The organism is Methylobacter sp. (assembly GCF_004322395.1).
Taxonomy (GTDB): Bacteria; Pseudomonadota; Gammaproteobacteria; order Methylococcales; family Methylomonadaceae; genus Methylobacter_A.
In genome coordinates this window covers 38,802-57,136 of record NZ_SCTW01000132.1, presented here as the reverse complement: position 1 = coordinate 57,136, position 18,335 = coordinate 38,802, and the positions used below count along the sequence as shown (strand labels likewise).

General features: G+C 46.6%; 15 protein-coding genes. 9 read left to right on the top strand and 6 right to left on the bottom strand.

Going from position 1 to position 18,335, the window contains the following annotated elements; translation table 11 throughout:
- A partial coding sequence (locus EPO18_RS17740) for a hypothetical protein (RefSeq protein WP_292435641.1) occupies nucleotides 1-232 on the top strand: 232 nt, incomplete at its 5' end.
- On the opposite strand, the gene EPO18_RS17735 is transcribed toward EPO18_RS17740, so the two are convergent.
- The gene (locus tag EPO18_RS17735) at nucleotides 229-1,863 is read right to left on the bottom strand and encodes an alpha-D-glucose phosphate-specific phosphoglucomutase (protein WP_292435639.1); all 1,635 of its coding nucleotides are present in this window, start codon (nucleotides 1,861-1,863) and stop codon (nucleotides 229-231) included. The two genes, EPO18_RS17740 and EPO18_RS17735, sit on opposite strands and share 4 nt — an antisense overlap.
- Nucleotides 1,864-1,935: 72 nt before the next feature.
- Here EPO18_RS17735 and EPO18_RS17730 point away from each other — a divergent pair, with 72 nt between their 5' ends.
- From EPO18_RS17730 to lspA, 5 genes are all read left to right on the top strand, one after another.
- Nucleotides 1,936-2,478, top strand: a complete 543-nt coding sequence (locus tag EPO18_RS17730; protein WP_292435637.1) for a L,D-transpeptidase family protein — start codon at nucleotides 1,936-1,938, stop codon at nucleotides 2,476-2,478.
- A gap of 80 nt (nucleotides 2,479-2,558) precedes the next feature.
- A complete protein-coding gene (locus tag EPO18_RS17725) occupies nucleotides 2,559-2,837 on the top strand; it encodes an Lpp/OprI family alanine-zipper lipoprotein (protein ID WP_292435635.1) in 279 nt (92 codons plus the stop codon).
- 141 nt (nucleotides 2,838-2,978) lie between these two features.
- A complete protein-coding gene (gene ribF, locus EPO18_RS17720; RefSeq protein ID WP_292435633.1) occupies nucleotides 2,979-3,953 on the top strand; it encodes a bifunctional riboflavin kinase/FAD synthetase in 975 nt (324 codons plus the stop codon).
- A gap of 286 nt (nucleotides 3,954-4,239) precedes the next feature.
- Nucleotides 4,240-7,071, top strand: a complete 2,832-nt coding sequence (gene ileS / locus EPO18_RS17715) for an isoleucine--tRNA ligase (protein WP_292435631.1) — start codon at nucleotides 4,240-4,242, stop codon at nucleotides 7,069-7,071.
- A gap of 7 nt (nucleotides 7,072-7,078) precedes the next feature.
- Nucleotides 7,079-7,558, top strand: coding sequence for a signal peptidase II (gene lspA, locus EPO18_RS17710; protein WP_292435647.1), 480 nt, complete (start codon nucleotides 7,079-7,081; stop codon nucleotides 7,556-7,558).
- Nucleotides 7,559-7,637: 79 nt separating this feature from the next.
- Here the strand turns inward: lspA and ampD are convergent, their stop codons facing one another.
- On the bottom strand, nucleotides 7,638-8,192 hold the full coding sequence (gene ampD, locus EPO18_RS17705) for a 1,6-anhydro-N-acetylmuramyl-L-alanine amidase AmpD (protein WP_292435628.1): 555 nt from the start codon (nucleotides 8,190-8,192) through the stop codon (nucleotides 7,638-7,640).
- Between the two features lie 166 nt (nucleotides 8,193-8,358).
- Here ampD and EPO18_RS17700 point away from each other — a divergent pair, with 166 nt between their 5' ends.
- Genes EPO18_RS17700 through EPO18_RS17690 form a run of 3 tightly spaced genes read left to right on the top strand, consistent with a single transcriptional unit; the run spans nucleotide 8,359 to nucleotide 11,680 of the window.
- Nucleotides 8,359-10,365, top strand: a complete 2,007-nt coding sequence (locus EPO18_RS17700) for a DUF1631 family protein (protein ID WP_292435626.1) — start codon at nucleotides 8,359-8,361, stop codon at nucleotides 10,363-10,365.
- Nucleotides 10,362-11,192 (top strand): carboxylating nicotinate-nucleotide diphosphorylase, encoded by an 831-nt coding sequence (gene nadC, locus EPO18_RS17695; protein WP_292435624.1) that lies wholly within the window; start codon nucleotides 10,362-10,364, stop codon nucleotides 11,190-11,192. Before EPO18_RS17700 ends, nadC begins: the two co-directional genes overlap by 4 nt.
- Nucleotides 11,192-11,680 (top strand): flavin reductase family protein, encoded by a 489-nt coding sequence (locus tag EPO18_RS17690; protein WP_292435622.1) that lies wholly within the window; start codon nucleotides 11,192-11,194, stop codon nucleotides 11,678-11,680. The genes nadC and EPO18_RS17690 overlap by 1 nt, the downstream gene beginning before the upstream one ends.
- A gap of 96 nt (nucleotides 11,681-11,776) precedes the next feature.
- Here the strand turns inward: EPO18_RS17690 and EPO18_RS17685 are convergent, their stop codons facing one another.
- From EPO18_RS17685 to EPO18_RS17670, 4 genes are all read right to left on the bottom strand, one after another.
- Nucleotides 11,777-13,183 (bottom strand): FAD-binding oxidoreductase, encoded by a 1,407-nt coding sequence (locus EPO18_RS17685; protein WP_292435619.1) that lies wholly within the window; start codon nucleotides 13,181-13,183, stop codon nucleotides 11,777-11,779.
- Complete coding sequence (locus EPO18_RS17680) at nucleotides 13,167-13,739, bottom strand: BON domain-containing protein (protein ID WP_292435616.1); 573 nt, start codon at nucleotides 13,737-13,739, stop codon at nucleotides 13,167-13,169. Before EPO18_RS17680 ends, EPO18_RS17685 begins: the two co-directional genes overlap by 17 nt.
- A 2-nt stretch (nucleotides 13,740-13,741) precedes the next feature.
- Complete coding sequence (locus EPO18_RS17675; protein WP_292435614.1) at nucleotides 13,742-14,329, bottom strand: SIS domain-containing protein; 588 nt, start codon at nucleotides 14,327-14,329, stop codon at nucleotides 13,742-13,744.
- 149 nt (nucleotides 14,330-14,478) lie between these two features.
- The gene (locus tag EPO18_RS17670; protein WP_292435612.1) at nucleotides 14,479-18,246 is read right to left on the bottom strand and encodes a bifunctional diguanylate cyclase/phosphodiesterase; all 3,768 of its coding nucleotides are present in this window, start codon (nucleotides 18,244-18,246) and stop codon (nucleotides 14,479-14,481) included.
- Between the last annotated feature and the right edge of the window lie 89 nt (nucleotides 18,247-18,335).

Sequence of the window (18,335 nt, the reverse complement as noted above, 5' to 3'; positions counted from 1 at the left end):
TACCCGTTTAATATTCATTTCGGACTCCTCCGCTAGTTTGTCTGATATTCAATCCTATCAGTCTGGCACTTTGATGCCGATACAAGGTGGGAGGAGTCCATCCCATTGGTTTAGTGTAGCTGCTTCAGAGTCCAAAATTTGCTTTGTAACTGAAAAATCACGTTTTTGTGAATTATTTAAGGCGAAAGGCGCAATGTTTACCTTTCGCCTTGTGTCTTTCATCTGCTTTTAAGTGATTACATTAGGCTCAATCCTACCTGTACGTTTTTTAATCTCACAAAACTGTTCGGCAAGGTCGATTAATTCTGCCAAGGCCACTTGTGCATCTTGTTCGTGCTTGGATGGATCAGGTTCAAAGCGTTCCAGATAGATTCTTAAGGTTGCGCCGACGGTTCCGGTTCCCGATAAACGGAAAATAATGCGTGAACCGTTTTCAAAACCGATGCGTATGCCCTGTTTATCGCTGATGCTGCCGTCTACAGGGTCTTCATAACTGAATTCATCGGCATATTTAACTTTATATTCGCCGAAAGTTTGTCCAGGCAATGCGGGTAGCTGGCTTCTCAGGTGCTCGACAATGCCGTTGGCGATTTCCATTTCCACGGCTTCATAGTCGTGTCTGCAATAAATATCCCGACCGAATTTTTGCCAATGCTCATGGACAATGTCGGCAACAGGCTGGCGTTTCTTGGCGATTAAATTCAGCCAGAACAGCACCGCCCATAAGCCATCTTTTTCTCGGACATGGTTCGAGCCGGTGCCAAAGCTCTCCTCGCCGCACAGGGTGATTTTTCCTGCATCCAGAAGATTGCCGAAAAATTTCCAGCCGGTCGGTGTTTCGTAGCAGGGAATGTTGTAGTGGGCGGCGACACGATCGACCGCTTGGCTGGTAGGCATGGAGCGAGCCACACCGTGCAAGCCTTGGGCGTAAGCGGGAATTAAATGAGCATTGGCCGCCATAATGGCTAGACTGTCGCTGGGCGTTACGAAAATGTTGTTGCCGGTAATCATGTTGCGGTCGCCGTCTCCGTCGGATGCTGCGCCGAAAACCGGGGCTGACGGGCTGAACATGCGTTCGGCAAGTTCTTGGGCATGGGCCAAATTGGGATCAGGATGATGACCGCCAAAATCTTCCAGCGGTTCGGCATTAATGACCGAATCTGGTGTTGCACCCAATATGTCTACCAGTATTTTTTTTGCATAAGGTCCGGTAATGGCGTGCATGGAGTCAAAAAGGAGAGTTATATAGCCGGAGCTGACGCTTTGTTTGAGTAAATTGAAGTCGAAGATTGATTGCATGAGTTCCGCATAATCGTCCACCGGATCAATGATAGTGATGGTAAGGTCATCTATTTTGAGAGTACCAATTTGATCCAAGTCTATATCTTCGATGCGGGCTATTTTATAGCTGTCGATATTTAGACTGCGCTGATAAAACGCACTGGTATATTTTTCCGGGGCAGGGCCGCCATTACTGACGTTGTATTTAATGCCGAAATCTTCGTCAGGGCCACCGGGATTGTGGCTGGCAGAGAGAATTAAACCTCCGAATGCGTTATTTTTTCTGATGATATGTGATGCAGCTGGGGTAGACAACAGCCCAGCTTGACCTATAATAAGCCTGCCGAAACCGTTGGCTGCCGCTATCTTGATGATGGTTTGTATGGCCGGTCTATTAAAGTATCGTCCATCTCCACCCAGTACCAGCGTTTTTCCGGTGAAGTCGTATAACGAGTCGAAAATTGATTGGACAAAATTTTCCAGATAACCGGGCTGTTGAAATACTTTAACTTTTTTTCTAAGTCCGGATGTGCCTGGATTCTGGTCGTTATATGGATGCGTTGTAATAATTTCTATTTGCATGCTGGATCCTTAATTCGACAATTAACCTGGTGACTAAAGTACACCAAAATTCTTATCTAGTGTAAAACATTTATGTTACGAATTTATTCATTGCTGTGTTTTAGTTTGTTTTCTTTTTCGGTAATTGCAGATGATGACGTCTGGCTTTTAGTAGATACGAAAGCGCTCACCATTGAGGTAAAAAAAGGTCAGCAGACGCTTGATACTATAAATGACATTGCCATTGGCCGAGGCGGTGCCGGATTTAAAAGTCATCGGGGCGATAACGTTACGCCTTTCGGAAGTTATAGGATAGGTTGGGTTGGCGAAAAAAGTTCGTTTCGAAAGTTTTTCGGTTTAACCTATCCATCAGCAGAAGATGCGCAAAAGGCTTTGGAGCAGGGAGTTATTAATCAGGTGGCTTATAATAATATTATAACCGCTCATCGTTACCATCAGGTGCCGCCGCAAAATACACCGTTAGGTGGACGGATCGGTATTCATGGTTTGGGAAGAGCGGATGAAAAAATTCATAAATCGATGAATTGGACTCATGGTTGTATCGCGTTAACTAACGGCCAGATTGATCATTTAAGTCAATGGCTGGATAAAGGGACGGTGGTAAAAATAAAATAAATGGAAAATAATTTGAAAATAGTTTATAATTAAAATTAGTAAGCGTTTTTTTGTAGTAATAACTTTAAGAGGGAAATAACATGAAAAAAGTAATGAAATTATCAATGGTTGCTTTAGTTGCTAGCGTAGCTGTTGGCTGTGCAAGCACTTCGGATATTGAAAACCTACAATCACAAGTTGATGGCTTGAAAACTTCGGTTGCACAAGCATCTGCTGATGCAGCTAGCGCAAAAAGCGCTGCTGATTCCGCTTCTTCACAAGCTGCTTCTGCTGAAGCTGCAGCTAACCGTGCAGCTCAGTATGCTCAAGATACAAACAGCAAACTGGACAGTATGTTCAAAAAATCAATGATGAAATAATTCATCTCTGATTTAAAAATAAAAAGCCCGGTGGGATTCCACCGGGCTTTTTTTTTGAGCAGATGATTCAGTTATGATGATTTGAATCCAAGCACTATTTACCCATGGTAGAATTAAACCTTTTGGAATTCATCATATTTCATGCGTTTAATTAGAGGATTATCTCACTTAGAACCGTTAAAAAACGGCTGCGTACTGACTATTGGTAATTTTGACGGTTTGCATTTAGGACACAGGGCCGTAATAAAAAAGCTGGCAGAGCGAGGTGAGGTTTTAGCTTTGCCCGTTGTCGCGATGACTTTTGAGCCTCAGCCGCTGGAGTATTTTCTTGGAGAAAATGCACCGTCACGGTTGATGCGTTTGCGCGAGAAAGTGATCCGGTTTTCTAAGTTGCCCGTTGATGATTTATTGATATTGCGATTTAATCAGTACTTTGCCGACTGTGATGCCGAGCAGTTTATTGAAGATATTTTAGTAAAGAAATTGAATATAAAGCATTTGGTGGTCGGAGATGATTTTCATTTTGGCAAGGCCCGACGCGGCAATTTTGCTATGCTCAAAGATAAGGGCAAGCTATACGGTTTTGATGTTGAAGACACTGGGTCTTATCAAATAGACGGGCTTCGAGTCAGCAGTACGCTGATCAGGGATGCGTTGGGCGGTGGTGATTTAGCTCTAGCTGAAAAATTGCTCGGTTGCTGTTATTCTGTTTGCGGACGTGTGGCGCATGGTGATAAACGAGGTCGAGCTATCGGTTATCCTACCGCCAACATACTGATGTTTAGAAAAAATACCCCTGTTAATGGGGTGTTTGCCGTAACCATGACCGGTATCGATGGGCGAGAATTTGAAGGTGTGGCGAATGTAGGCACCCGGCCCACGGTTGATGGTAGTTCAAAGGTCATATTAGAAACACACTTGTTTGATTTTAATAAAGAAATTTACGGGCGTTATGTGGAAGTGCATTTTAAACAAAAGATTAGGGATGAAATGCGTTTTCAGTCATTGGATGAGCTTAAAGCTCAGATTGTAAAAGATGTGGCTGAGGCCAAAAAGATTTTTGGTAATCGCTCAGCAGATGCTAATTTTATAATGGAACACGGATACCAACAGTAGGCGCCTCTAGGCGACACTGATTGGAACGGATTTGAAAAAACCGAAGCCAAGTTTATAAAAAAAATATTAATAATTTTGTTAGTGGTTATTAGTCAAATCCGTGTCGTCTGTCGACTGTATGGGCAGATTTTTGCTCCATGCAAAATCTGCATTTCCCACATCCCTGTGGGTCATGCAGGAGGTACGACCTCATGGATGGGAGAGGCGGAGCAACGGAGGAGCAATTGCCGAGTGTTATTTTTTCTAGCTACTGGATAGTTACGATTTTTGCTGAGTTTATATTGTTATGACAATGGATTATAAAAAAACACTGAATTTACCCAACACTGCATTTCCTATGAAAGGCAATTTGGCTCAACGTGAGCCGGAACGCCTGAAAAAATGGAATGAAGCAGATTTGTATAACAAAATCAGGCAGGAATTTGCCGGAAGACCCAAGTTTATTCTGCATGACGGCCCTCCATATGCCAATGGTGAAATTCATATCGGCCATGCGGTTAATAAAGTATTAAAAGACATCATTGTTAAATCAAAATCATTGAGCGGCTTCGATGCCCCTTATGTGCCGGGCTGGGACTGTCACGGTTTACCGATTGAATTACAGGTAGAGAAAAAAATAGGCAAAGCGGGCGTCAAAGTATCCCCGGCTGTGTTCCGCAAAGCCTGCCGCGAATATGCCGGAAAACAGGTCAACATACAAAAAGAGGCCTTTATCCGGCTGGGCATTTTAGGTGATTGGGATCATCCGTATCTAACCATGGATTTTGCGTTTGAAGCCGATATTGTGCGTTCGTTAGGCAAAATCAGCCGAAACGGCCACATAGCAAAAGGCGCCAAGCCGGTGCACTGGTGTACCGATTGCGGTTCAGCGCTGGCTGAAGCGGAAGTCGAATACGAAGACAAGCATTCGCCTGCGGTCGATGTGCGTTTTCTGGTCGTTAATGAAGATGACTTTTTGGATAAATGCCATCATGTGCCTGAGCATGATGGTTACGGGCCGTTATCAGTGGTCATTTGGACAACCACGCCGTGGACACTGCCTGCAAACCAGGGCGTTGCGTTAAACCCGGATTTGGAATACGCGGTAGTGCAATGCGAAAAAGACGGCGATAAGGAACGCTTGGTCGTTGCCGAAGCCCTGCTTAAAGATGCGATGCTGCGTTATGGCATCGAAAACTACCATGTGATTGCTTATTGCAAAGGTGCGGTATTAGAGCATCAGTTATTGCGGCATCCTTTTTATGACAGGCAAGTGCCTATTATTCTGGGCGACCATGTCACTACCGAAGCCGGTACCGGCGCGGTGCATACAGCGCCGGGCCACGGCCAGGACGACTATGTGGTCGGCTTGAAATACGGCTTGCCGGTCGATAACCCGGTCGGTAACGACGGCGTTTTTCTGCCGAGCACAGAAATTTTTGCCGGCGAGCATGTGTTCAACGCCAATGCCCATGTCTTGGGAGTGTTGGAGCAAAAAGGCAAATTGCTGCATCATGTCGCGATACTGCACAGTTATCCGCATTGCTGGCGGCACAAAACCCCGATTATTTTCCGGGCTACGCCGCAGTGGTTTATCTCGATGGATAAAAACAAACTGCGCGAGCAGGCGCTGAGTGAAGTCAAGCGCGTTGTCTGGATTCCCGAATGGGGCCAAGCGCGCATTGAAAGCATGATGGAAGGCCGGCCTGACTGGTGTGTTTCCCGTCAACGCACCTGGGGCGTGCCGATCGCGTTTTTTGTCCATAAAGAAACCGGCGAATTGCATCCGCGTACGGTTGAATTGGTTGAGCAGGTGGCCCTGCGTATCGAGCAAAAAGGTATAGACGCTTGGTTCGAGCTGGAAGCCGCTGAATTATTAGGCGATGAAGCCGGACAATACGAAAAGATAAACGATACCCTGGATGTCTGGTTCGACTCCGGCGTTACCCACGCCTGCGTCTTGGAAAAGCGCGAACAACTGCACTTTCCGGCCGATTTATATCTGGAAGGCTCCGACCAGCATCGCGGCTGGTTTCAGTCATCGTTGCTCGCATCGGTCGCGATGAATGAGGTTGCGCCTTACAGGGCCGTGTTGACGCACGGATTTACCGTCGATGCCGACGGCAAGAAAATGTCCAAATCAAAAGGCAATGTCGTTGCCCCGCAATCGGTTATGAAAGACCTGGGCGCGGATGTATTACGTTTATGGGTTGCATCGACGGATTATCGCGGCGAGATGAGTGTATCGGATGAAATTTTAAGGCGCACCTCGGACGGCTACAGACGCCTTAGAAATACCGCACGGTTTTTGCTGTCCAACCTGGACGATTTCGATCCTGCGCAACATTTGGTCGAAGATAAAGATTTGCTGGCACTGGATCGCTGGGTTGTGGATAGGGCGTTCGCGTTGCAGGAAGAAGTCAAAGCCGCTTACGAAACCTATCAATTCCAGCATATCTACCAAAAAGTGCATCATTTTTGCGTGATTGACTTGGGCGGATTTTACCTGGATATCATCAAGGATCGTCAATACACCGCAAAAGCCGACGGCTTGGCGCGGCGCTCGGCGCAAACCGCGATGTATCATGTGCTTGAAGCGTTGACCCGCTGGTTGGCACCGATCATCAGTTATACCGCCGATGAAATCTGGCAATACATGCCGGGTAAGCGCAGTGAGTCGGTGTTTTTGGAAACCTGGTATCAGGGCTTGGTCAAACTGGATGACAATTCCGCTTTGAATCGCGAGTTTTGGCAAAAAGTCATGACAGTCCGGGCCGCTGTCGGCAAGGAGCTGGAAAAAAGCAGGGCCAAAGGCGACATTGGTTCTTCGTTGAATGCTGAACTTGAACTGTACTGCAATGCCGGGTTTGTTGATGCGTTAAATCAGTTAGAGGATGAATTGCGTTTTATCTTCATTACCTCCGACGCTTCGGTTATGGTTGAACAAAATGCCCCTGAAGAAGCGATTCAGACTGAAATTGAAGGCATTAAATTAAAGGTCGTCGTATCCGAACATGAAAAATGCGTACGTTGCTGGCACCAGCGCCCTGATGTCGGTAAGACAGCGGAACATCCCGAACTGTGCGGCCGCTGCGTTGAAAATGTAGCGGGCGATGGAGAGCACCGGCACTATGCGTGATTTTATTATGTTGAAGTGGTTATGGCTGTCGTTACTGGCGGTAATTTTGGATCAAGCGAGCAAGCTTGCGATAGCAGGCACGATGCAGCTTTATGAATCTATTCAGGTCATGCCGTTTTTTAAGTTGACCTATGTCCACAATACCGGTGCGGCTTTCAGTTTCCTAAGCGAAGCCGGCGGTTGGCAGCGCTGGTTTTTTGCCGGATTGGCTCTGGTTATCAGTGCTGTTATAGTGGTTTGGCTAACGCGATTAAAAAAACACGAAACTTTGCTGGCAGTGGCTTTGGCGCTGGTTCTGGGTGGCGCTATCGGCAATTTGATCGATCGGCTGGCTTACGGTTATGTGATCGATTTTCTCGATGTTTATTACGAGTCCTGGCACTGGCCAGCTTTTAATATCGCAGATTCCGCGATTACCTTGGGCGTGATGTTAATGCTGGTGGAATCGTTCGGCTTAGGGCAGCCGAAACATCCGGACTCAGTGTAGAGCCAAAATTTTGTAATCGAACACGGATAGAAGTACGGTTTTTAGCTTTGAAAATCCGTGTAAATCCGTCTAATCAGCGTCATCCGTGTTCCATGTTCAACAGTCTTAAAAGTCTTTGCCAGTCAAAAGATGCGCCCGGATCGGTTTTTCGTCCAGGCGCAATATCGCTATGCCCGGCAATGCGTTGCGTCGATAGTTTAGGATAAGCTTTAAGCAAGGTGCGAATCACGGCGGCAAGCTGCACATATTGCTGATCGGTATAATCGACAAATTCGGTTCCTTCAAGTTCTATACCGATAGAAAAATCATTACATCGTTCCCGTCCTTCATAGGACGATTTCCCTGCATGCCAAGCACGCTTGTCAAATGGTACATACTGAACACAGCTCCCATCTCGCTTAATCAGTAAATGTGCAGATACGGCAAGTTGATATACGTCTTTGAAATAAGGGTGTTCATCAGGATCCAGCTGATTGCAAAACAGATCATCTATATATTGATTGCCAAATTCGCCGGGCGGTAGACTGATGCAATGAATAACCAGTAATGAAATATCCGCAGGCTCAGATCGCTCATCAAAGTTAAGAGAAGGGACTCGGATAATGTCGGTTAACCAGTGCTGCTCTATTTTCATGGGTTAGTCAAAAAAGTGAAAAGATGGAAACAAGGCACAGTATTTAGGATAAATAGGCCTATTATTAGTCATAAAACTTAGAGAGGACTAGACTATGACTAACTTACCTTTAAATAACAGCAGATATACAGATAATCCTCAACACATACATTCAGGATTGGATAATATGAATAAGGTTGAAACATTAAACAAAATTAAGCCAGTTTTTTTTCAATATTTTGAACAAATGGTAGATGAGTGTTGCGCACGAATCGACATTGAATTTGGCTTGCAGTTAGGCAAAAACCGCGAAAAAGTAAGTAAGGGTCAATATACAAAATTGCTGGAGTATCTTCGTTCCATTCGAAAAGATATTAAGCAAAATTATTTGCTCAAAGTTAACGATATTTTCGACAATAATTATAAACTCGCAAATTACCAGGGAAGAGAGTTAGATTTTTCTAAAATATCGCTGGTCAGTGAAGACGCAGTAAAAGAAAACCACGAAATCACTCGGATTATCCGCCAGTGTGAGAGTTCATTCTATGAAGAATTGACTAGCCTTAACAGCCTTGTAACTAAGTCGGGAAAACAAACTATAGCCGATAGTCAAAATCCGATATTTCCGGGAAAGTTGGTTCGTGCCTTGGTTGAGGTTGTTAATCCGCTGAGACTAAATGTAGATGGAAGGATTGCGCTATATAAGGCATTTGAAGTTAATGTCTTTATGCAGTTAGGATTTATTTATCGTGAACTCATTAAAAGTCGCACAAACCCGAGCCCGACACAATTATATGTAGTGGGGGAGATCAAGGAACAGGTTGATCACATTCCTGAAAGCGCTGAACAGCCAAGTGAAGAATTTATACTGCTACAGAAAAAACTGGAGCTTTGGCGATTGGCTCATTTTCCTTCTGCTTACGATTTAATTCCAGTTACCGGAAATGCATTTTATGAACATTTTGAAATAATAAATGCCTTGCAGATTCTTCAGCAGTTTAATGATGAATCGGATTCGGATGAAAAAAAGCAGCCGTTAAAATGGCGAGTGCTAAAAAAACTGGAGGAGCTGAGTTTTAACGGTAAGGTTAAAAATCTGGTTCCGCATGACGAAGACGTACTGGATTTGGCAGATTTAATTTTCAGCGAAATAGAGCGGAATGAACTGCTTCAGTACTCTGTAAAAACAGCTGTTTTACAACTGGAAATTCCGATGTCGGCGGTTTCTTTAGGACGGTACAGTATTTTTACAAATCAGAACAGTCCTGTAAGACAGTTGCTTGATGATTTGTTTACCGCCGGATTGTGTTTAAATACGGATGAGCATGATGAACGGTTAATTCAGGAACGAATTGCAAGCGCAGTAAAAAAAATAACCGAGAATCGCGGTTTTGAATTGGCTTGCTGGACGGCAGAGGCAGGTGAGTTTTCGAATTACCTAAACAAACAAAAACAGCGTACTCAAAATATCGAAGAGAACGCCAAGCAGTTTATGATAAATAAACAAGCATTGGCGTCGAGCAGAAAAATAGTCGATATAGCCATTGAGAACAGCATAAAGGATAAAAACCTGCCGACAGCAATAGTCGAGTTTCTACGTGATGTTTGGTCAAATGTCTTGCTGGACGCTTATACACATAAAGATGAACAGCCGGAACAGTGGGAAAAATCGGTGCAGGCTATGGATGAGTTAATTATAAGCGTTATGCCTCCGGCAGATGACCGCGAAAGAAAACAGATATTAAAGTTGTTGCCGGGATTGATTGCAGAATTAAGGAAAGGCTTGAAACAAATTTCATATGATAAATCTGCACAGTCGCGCTTTTTTAAAGATCTTGCCGTATGGCATATTATTTTAATGGATAAAAAGGAAAAAACAGCTGGTGATGCAGTAACTGTTGTGCACAAGAAGCCAAACGCCGAAGCGATAATAGTGGATGAATGCTCGGAGAAGGCTGGAAATCTTGCTGAGGAAAGCTGGGTTGCACTCATTTCGGAATCCGGAAAGCAATGGGGCAAGCTGCTTTGGAAAAATGCAGAAAATATGCTGTTTGTCGGGAAAAGCGGAATAAAAATATTTGAAATGCAGACTGATGAATTGGCAAAAAAGTTGCGTCAGGGGCAGGCCGCCATTGTTAAAATGAGTGAAAAAACGCTGACCGAGCGGGTGCTTTCAGAATTGATGAGCTTATGACAGAACAATTGAAAATGGTAGATGTTAAACATTATCTTGAAGAAGATATCGGTTCCGGGGATATAACCGCGGCCATCATTCCTGAATCTACGATAGCTGAAGCCGATGTGGTTACGCGTGAAGACATGGTGCTTTGCGGTCAATGGTGGTTTGATAAGGTATTCAATTCCTTGGATGCCGGCGTTAAGATCGACTGGCTGGTGGCTGAAGGCGAGTCGGTTGGCAAAAATACGGTCTTATGCAAGCTTAGCGGTGCAGCAAGAGGTTTGCTGACTGGCGAACGTACCGCACTGAATTTGCTGCAAACCTTGTCTGCAACCGCAACCGTTGCCCGGCAATATGCCGATGCGGTTTCCGGTACGGGCTGCAAGGTGCTGGATACCCGCAAAACCATTCCGGGCCTGAGAAATGCGCAAAAATATGCAGTAGCCTGCGGTGGCTGCTATAACCATCGGATCGGCTTATATGACGGGGTCTTGATCAAGGAAAACCATATCATTGCGGCAGGTTCGATAGCCAACGCAATCCGGTCGGTACGTGAACTGACGTCAGTTCCTGTGGAAGTTGAAGTGGAGTCCCTACGGGAATTTCAAGAGGCTGTCGCCGCAAAGCCCGATCGAATCATGCTCGATAATTTCAGTTTTGAAGAGTTGGTCGCGGCGGTAAAGTTAAATGCCGGAGCCATAGAGCTTGAGGCTTCCGGCAACATTGATCTGGACAATATCAGGGTAGTTGCCGAGACAGGCGTCGATTATATTTCCATCGGCGCATTAACCAAGCACGTCCGGGCGGTTGATTTATCGATGCGTATTAAACTGGTGCATTGATGATTGAGAATGCTGAAACATTGGTAAAACAGATCAGTCACGGCGTTTATGTGATCGGTGTCGGTGTGGGCGATCGTCAAAATGCCTTTACTGCGGCCTGGGTGATGCAGGTGTCTTTTGATCCTTTGCTGCTGGCGATCAGTATTAATCCTAAACATTACTCTTACCAATTAATACAGGAAAGCGGCGTTTGTACGGTTAATGTGCTGGGACAGGATCAGTATGCGATAGCCGAGCATTTTGGACGGTCGTCTAAAGACAAAATGGTCGGTTTTCAGTGGCAGCAAGCCAAAACCGGCGCGCCTGTTTTATCCGAAAGTTTGGTCTATTTCGATTGTCAGGTCAGTCATTATACCGATGCCGGGGATCATAAAATTGCTGTTTGCAAAGTGCTTGCAGCAGCAACGCTTAATCAGGGGCGGCCTTTGTTGTACAGCCAGACCGGCGACATGGACGGCAGCAGCGAACTTTCAGTAGTTAAAAAATAGAACGCGGATGACGCGGATTGGACGGATTTACGCGGATTTATTTTTTATCCGTGTTTATCAGCCAAATCCGCGTCATCCGCGTTCTATTAATCGCAGTTATGCAAGTGGAAACATTTTATCCGGATTCAATATGCCGTTCGGGTCGAATTGGCGCTTAATGTCGCGCATTAATTCCAACGAATTCACATCCAGTTCCCGGTCGACAAAATCCCTTTTTTCCAGGCCCACGCCATGCTCGCCGGACAGCGTACCGTTTAGCGCCAATACCAAAGAAAAAATTTCATCCAGGCAAGCGTGGGCTTTTTTGCCTTGTTCAGGCTCATCAGGATCGAGCAGCAAATTCACATGAATATTGCCGTTGCCCGCATGACCAAAGTTAATAATGGCTAGGTCGTATTTTTTTGAAAGTTCGCCTAACCCGGCTATCAACGCAGGCATTTCGGTAACCGGAACCACCACATCTTCATTGATTTTCTTCGGAGCCACCTTGCGCAACGCCGGAGACAACGCTTTCCGGGTTTGCCAGAGCGCTTTAACTTCCGCTTCAGTCTGAGCCAACCTGATATCCAAAAGGCCGTCGTTTTGGGCGGCTGCGGCGACTTTCTCAGCTGCCGTATCCAAACCTTCCCGTTGTCCGTCGACTTCAATCATTAACATGGCTCCTGCGTGTTCCGGCAGATCGGTTTCCGAATATTGCCGGATCATGTTGATCGCATTGCCGTCGATAAATTCCAGCGCACACGGAATGACCGGTTGCGACATAATCGCGGAGACGGCTTTGGCCGCATCGAAAACGGAATTGTATATGGCTCTGAGCGTTTTGGTCGCTTCCGGCAGCGGCGTCAGTTTTAATGTGGCTTGGGTAATAATCGCCAGTGTGCCTTCCGAGCCGAGTATCAGCCGAGTCAGATCATAACCGACCACGCCTTTGCTGGTATGAACGCCGACGCGGATTTCCTTGCCTGCCCCGGTCACAGCGCGCAAGCCTAAAGTATTTTCCCTGGGTGTGCCGTACTTTACCGCCCTGGGGCCTGCGGAGTTATAGGCCAGATTGCCGCCAACGCTACAGAAGGCCGCGCTGGTCGGGTCGGGCGGCCAGAAAAAGCCTTTTTCTTTAGCGATATCCTGCACCTGCTGGTTAGTCATGCCCGGTTCCACGATGATGTAGCGGTTATCGGGGGAAAATTCGACCAGTTTGTTCATGCGTTCCAGCGACACGATCAGTCCGCCTTTCAGTGGAACGGTCGCGCCGGTGGTGCCGGTGCCGCGGCCTCTGGCAGTCAACGGAATGTTGAAGCGGTTGCATGCATTAACGATACTGACCACTTGTTCATGCGTGGTTGGAAAAACCACGGCTTGGGGTAGTACATGGCGACGGCTGTTGTCATAGCCGTAAGTCCAGCAGTCTTCAGGTGCAGTTAAAATGTCTTCGGGGATGAAAAATTCAGCAAGTAAGCTTAAGAAATCGGCAGGTAAGGGAGCAATATTAGTCAATGTATTCAAAAACCGTGATGATTTGTTTTATGTCGGATTGACGTCTGGCTGCGTCAATGGCGGCAGCGCCTTCGTTTCTATGCACCAGCCCCATCAGATAAACCGTTCTTTGTTCGGTGATGACTTTTACCCAGGACGCATCGAATTCCGGTATTTGAGTCAGTGCGGTTTTTACCTTGCCGGTAATTATCGCGTCATTGGCCCGGAAATTGAGAGGACTGGGATTGGCGATAGTCAGCTTGTTGTGTACCAGTTTTACGTTGGGAATGACGCGGACAATGTCGATAATCCGGTCGCGAAACTCTTCTTTGGGCGTTTCGCCGGTAACCAGCACTGCGCCGTTGTAAGCGGTGATATTAAAGTGGCATTTTTCGCGCAAATCATAATAAGCATTCAGCTTGGCGCTCGCATTGTCTTCAATAGCTTCGTCAGCCAAAATCGCATCGCGGCTGCGACGGTCGTTTAATAATGATAAGCCGGTTAATTCCGCACCGCCCGCCTTAATTGTCGAACAACCCGAAATAAAAAGACTATGCATCAGTAGCAGCAATACAAGTTTTTTCATAATCAACCGCCAAATAATTGATGGTCGATTAAGTCGCACAAGCAGTGGGTAATCAATGCATGTACTTCCTGAATGTGTACGCTGGCGTTTGACGGTATGCGAATTTCTATGTCGGTTTCATTGAGTAACGGTGCAATCATGCCGCCGTTGTTTCCGGTCAGCGCGATAACAGTAATATCTTTATCGTGAGCTGTGGCAATGGCTTTAGCGATATTGGCTGAATTGTTGCCATCGGTATAAGCGACTAATATATCGCCGCTTTGCCCTAATGCTCTGAGCTGTTTGGCGAATACGTCATCGAAATGATAGTCGTTGGCTATCGCGGTGATGGTGGTCGTGTCGGTAGTCAAGGCAATCGCGGGTAACGAAGGCCGGTCACGATCATATTGGTTAAGCATGGCCGATGACAGCAATTGGGCGAGTATCGCCGAACGGCCATTGCCGCAAGTGATTATTTTTTTATCATTAAGCAAGGTTGCGACCAGCCGCTGTGAAGCAAACTCGATCAATTCGCCGAGGCTGGTTAGCGTAGCCTGCTGGGTTCGGAGGCTGTCTGTGAAATGGTTAATTATGCGGTCTTGTGGGCTCATGACCAACGATTATAAAGACTATCATCCGAGCCTGCGATAGTTTAAATATAACTGATTGAAAGTTTTGCACATTCATATGTGTGTTTTTAGCAACATGGAATGCAAAATATACTGATTAACTACTTGTGCAAATAGATTTAAATTCAACTTTATGCATTGCACAGCAATTGCTCAAATTCCTCCAGCGGTACCGGCTTGCCGAACAAGTAACCTTGGTAACGGGTGCAGCCATTGCGCTGAAGAAAGTCGCGTTGCTGTTCAGTTTCCACGCCTTCGGCAATCACCTCCATATCAAGGTTTTTGGCCATACCGATGATAGTTTGCACAATCACTGCATCGGAAGCTTTTACGTCGATGTTGTATACGAAAGACTGGTCGATTTTCAATTGTTCCAGCGGCAGTTTCGACAAATAGGCCAGCGATGAGTAACCGGTGCCGAAGTCGTCCATGGAAAAATGTATCCCCAATTTTTTAAGGGCCTGTATCTTGGTGATCGTATCGTTAACATCTTCGAGCACCAGGCTTTCGGTGAGTTCGAGTTTAAGGTTGTCAGGATTAATGGCAATTTTTTCCAGCACCCCGCATACCTGTTCAACGAAGTCGGGCTGGCGGAATTGAAGTGCGCTGACATTAACGGCAAGTTGTAAATGCCGGGTATTTGCATCCGTTTCCCAGCGTTTTATTTGAGCGCAGGCGGTTTCCAGTACCCATTGGCCGATAGGAACAATCAGACCGTTCTCTTCAGTCAACGGAATAAACTGGGCAGGAGACACCAACCCTCGTTCGGGATGTTGCCAGCGTATCAGTACTTCTGCCCCCAATATCTTGCCGGTGGTATCCACTTGCATTTGGTAATACAGCCGGAATTGATTGCCAGGCAAGGCTAGCCGTAACTCGGCTTCAAGCGCGATGCGGGCTTCCATCGCGGCATGAGTGGCTGGATCAAAGAAACGGATGGTATTGCGCCCGGACTGCTTGGCTTGGTACATAGCCGTATCGGCATGCTTAAGCAAATCATCGACGCTGATTTCATGATTACGAAACAGGCTGATGCCGATACTGGAAGCATTATGGTATTCCAGTTCTTGTAAAGTGAAAGGCTGGCTGATGGCGATACGGATTTTTTCGGCGATGCTTTCAGCCTGAACTGCTGCCTGATCAGCTTCTATGCCCAGATCCTCCAGCACCACCACGAAATCGTCTCCCCCTAAACAGGCGATAGTGTCATTGCTGCGCGCACAGAGTTTCAGGCGCTTGGCGACCTCAATCAGCAATAAGTCGCCAATCTCATAACCCTTAATGTCGTTTAACTCTTTAAAGTTATCCAGGTCTATAAACAGGATCGCACCGTAGTTAAGATGTCGCGAACTGGAGTTGAGCGCTTGTTGCAATCTTTCTATTAGCAGGCGGCGATTGGGCAGTTTGGTTAAAGAATCGTAAAAAGCCAGATTGTAAATGGTTTCTTCCGACTTCTTGATTGCCGTAATGTCGGCGAATGACGCGACGTAATTACTGACCTGTCCGCTGGCATCGGTCACGGCGGAGATGTTGAGCCATTCGGCATATAGTTCGCCGTTCTTACGCCGGTTCCAGATTTCCCCCTGCCAGAATTTATCGCGATTCAGGCTTTCCCACATCGCGTCGTAGAATTGTCGATCCTGTTTGTCCGATTTAAGCATGGCAGGCGTATTTCCGATGGATTCCTCGGCACTGAATCCGGTAATCTGGGTAAATGCCTGATTGACTTTCAGAATGATTTGGTTGTTATCGGTGATTAACATGGCCTCATGCGATTCGAACGCTGTCGCCGCAATACGCAGTTCATTCTCGGATTTTTTATGTTCGGTGATGTCGCGTGCGGTGACCACCGAGCCAACGATTACGCCATCATTGTTGCGGATGGGCGCATAGTTATAGCTTCCAACCCATGTTTCATCGGTGTCTTTTCGGCGTAAAAGGAATTCGGCATTTGTCGCAGATTCACCTCGCAATGCACGGGGTACTGCCCATTGCTCCAAGGGTACAAGTTCCCCGCCGGTCGAGTATACATCTATGAAATTAGGATACTCGGCAAATGTCGTAGCGCATTCTTCTTTGCTTCTGAACCTGTGAAATGTTGCGAAGGTGTCATTAAAGTTGATGATTCGACCCTCGAAATCGGAAATAAATACCGCATCGTTCATGCTGGCCAGAGCAGCTTCTAGTTTAGCTTTACTTGATCGTATTTCCTCTTCAGCTTGTTTACGTTCGCTAATATCGCGTATGTAGGCGCTGAAAAATTGTTCATTGTTCTGCGTCAGTGTTGAGATCGCTAATTCAATTGGAAATTCCGAACCGTCGGAATGCATGCCCTGAATTTCTATGCGATTACCCATGATAGTTGCGGAACCTGCCCGGATGAACCGTGCGATACCTTGCCGATGAGCATCGCGATATATTGGCGGCACAATTAGCTCAGCAACTTCACGCCCGATGGCTTGATCCTGCGTGTAGCCGAAAATAACTTCGGCCTGAGGATTCCATGTAATGACTTTGCCGAATTGGTCCATGCTGATAATCGCATCCAAAGCTGATTTTATCAGTGCTTGTGTACGTTCCATACTTTGTTGCAGGGTTGCGTCAGCAATACTGAGCTGATATTCCGTCTTTGCCTTATGCGCCAGAAGGGCTAGGTTTTGTGTTCGCTGCTGCTGACGCCATAACATTAACAGCGCTATGCTGATGGCAACGATGGCGACCAAGGCAACTAGGCTGACCCATAGCACCAGTTCCCGTAACGGCGCCAGTACCTCATGACGGTCAATTTTGGCGATCAGGTGCCAGTTTGTGCCTTTCAGCGGGCGATAAGCAGCCAGAACCTCAATATGGCGATAATCAAAGCCTTTGGTGATGCCGGCCTGTCCGGAGAGAATGGCTGCGACAGAAGGAAATGAGGGGTTGGTTAAGGGCAAGCGCAACGATAGCGCCGTGTTGTCGCGGCGGCGCAAGGTGTTAATAAAAAGCGCGGAACCGCCGTCTTGTCGAACCAGTAGCGTTTCGGCGCTGGGGCTGGTTGTTGGCCAAGCCTGGATCAAGGGGAAAAGGAAATGTTGGGCGGTAATACGCAGCACTACCGCAGCTATCGGGCGTTCGCCTTGCGCGTCGGCAACAAAAATAGGCGCTACCCAGTCCAGTTGGATATTTCCAGTATCATCCCGATAAAGCTCCCCTCGCTGAACCTGCTTGCCGGTTAGAGATTGGCGCAGCAATCGTTGAAGATCAACGGGCATGTCGTCATGTTCGCCCAAGGTAAACAGCAACTGCCCCTTGGTATCAAGCAACAGCGCGCTGTCGTAACCGTGAATGGTGCGCAACAGGTTAAGCCGTTTTTGGATAATTTCGCGCGATGAAGAAGCCTGTTGTTTGATAAATTTATCCACGTGCTCGACGAAGCCTGTACTGGCCGTCAGCACTAAGCCGTCGTCCTGCCGCTCATCCAGCCAGTTTTCGATTTGCTCGGTTTTAAGTTTGGCGATGGCTTCCAGATTGGCGTAAGCCTCGCGTTCTATTTTCGGGCCGTACAATGTGATGATCGCCAGTCCAATCAGCGGCACAATCAGCACCAGAGCCGCAAACAATAGCGTCAGACGGCTTATTGCTAAAGGACGGATGTGGGCATTGAGTATATTTGCCGGATCGATTAAAGTTCTGTGCCAACCTTTGAGCAACAGGTAAAGCAGGCCACTGGTGACGGCGACAAAAGCCAGGCCTTTTGCCAACTCGATATGTCCCTGAAGGGCTGCATCGTCAACGGCAAAGGTTAACAGATTGCCGGATGCAATTATCCACAGAGCTGCAAAAGCGGCATAAAGCAAGGCAACATTTATAGGGTTGAGTTGCTTAGGGATGATTTTCTGCAGTATCGGGCGCTTGCTCATCAGATTTAAATTTCGATCAACAATGATTGTTTGCCTTTAACAGGCGAATATTTTTTGCTGGTAAAATTTTAGCACAGCAAAAAAGCGCG

Excerpts from the sequence above, each read along its gene's own strand:
- EPO18_RS17730 (WP_292435637.1), top strand. The coding sequence starts at position 1,936 with ATGTTACGAATTTATTCATTGCTGTGTTTTAGTTTGTTTTCTTTTTCG.
- EPO18_RS17680 (WP_292435616.1), bottom strand. The coding sequence starts at position 13,739 with ATGAAAAAACTTGTATTGCTGCTACTGATGCATAGTCTTTTTATTTCG.
- lspA (WP_292435647.1), top strand. The coding sequence starts at position 7,079 with ATGTTGAAGTGGTTATGGCTGTCGTTACTGGCGGTAATTTTGGATCAA.
- EPO18_RS17690 (WP_292435622.1), top strand. The coding sequence starts at position 11,192 with ATGATTGAGAATGCTGAAACATTGGTAAAACAGATCAGTCACGGCGTT.
- ileS (WP_292435631.1), top strand. The coding sequence starts at position 4,240 with ATGACAATGGATTATAAAAAAACACTGAATTTACCCAACACTGCATTT.
- EPO18_RS17725 (WP_292435635.1), top strand. The coding sequence starts at position 2,559 with ATGAAAAAAGTAATGAAATTATCAATGGTTGCTTTAGTTGCTAGCGTA.
- ampD (WP_292435628.1), bottom strand. The coding sequence starts at position 8,192 with ATGAAAATAGAGCAGCACTGGTTAACCGACATTATCCGAGTCCCTTCT.
- ribF (WP_292435633.1), top strand. The coding sequence starts at position 2,979 with ATGCGTTTAATTAGAGGATTATCTCACTTAGAACCGTTAAAAAACGGC.
- EPO18_RS17670 (WP_292435612.1), bottom strand. The coding sequence starts at position 18,246 with ATGAGCAAGCGCCCGATACTGCAGAAAATCATCCCTAAGCAACTCAAC.
- nadC (WP_292435624.1), top strand. The coding sequence starts at position 10,362 with ATGACAGAACAATTGAAAATGGTAGATGTTAAACATTATCTTGAAGAA.
- EPO18_RS17735 (WP_292435639.1), bottom strand. The coding sequence starts at position 1,863 with ATGCAAATAGAAATTATTACAACGCATCCATATAACGACCAGAATCCA.
- EPO18_RS17675 (WP_292435614.1), bottom strand. The coding sequence starts at position 14,329 with ATGAGCCCACAAGACCGCATAATTAACCATTTCACAGACAGCCTCCGA.
- EPO18_RS17700 (WP_292435626.1), top strand. The coding sequence starts at position 8,359 with ATGAATAAGGTTGAAACATTAAACAAAATTAAGCCAGTTTTTTTTCAA.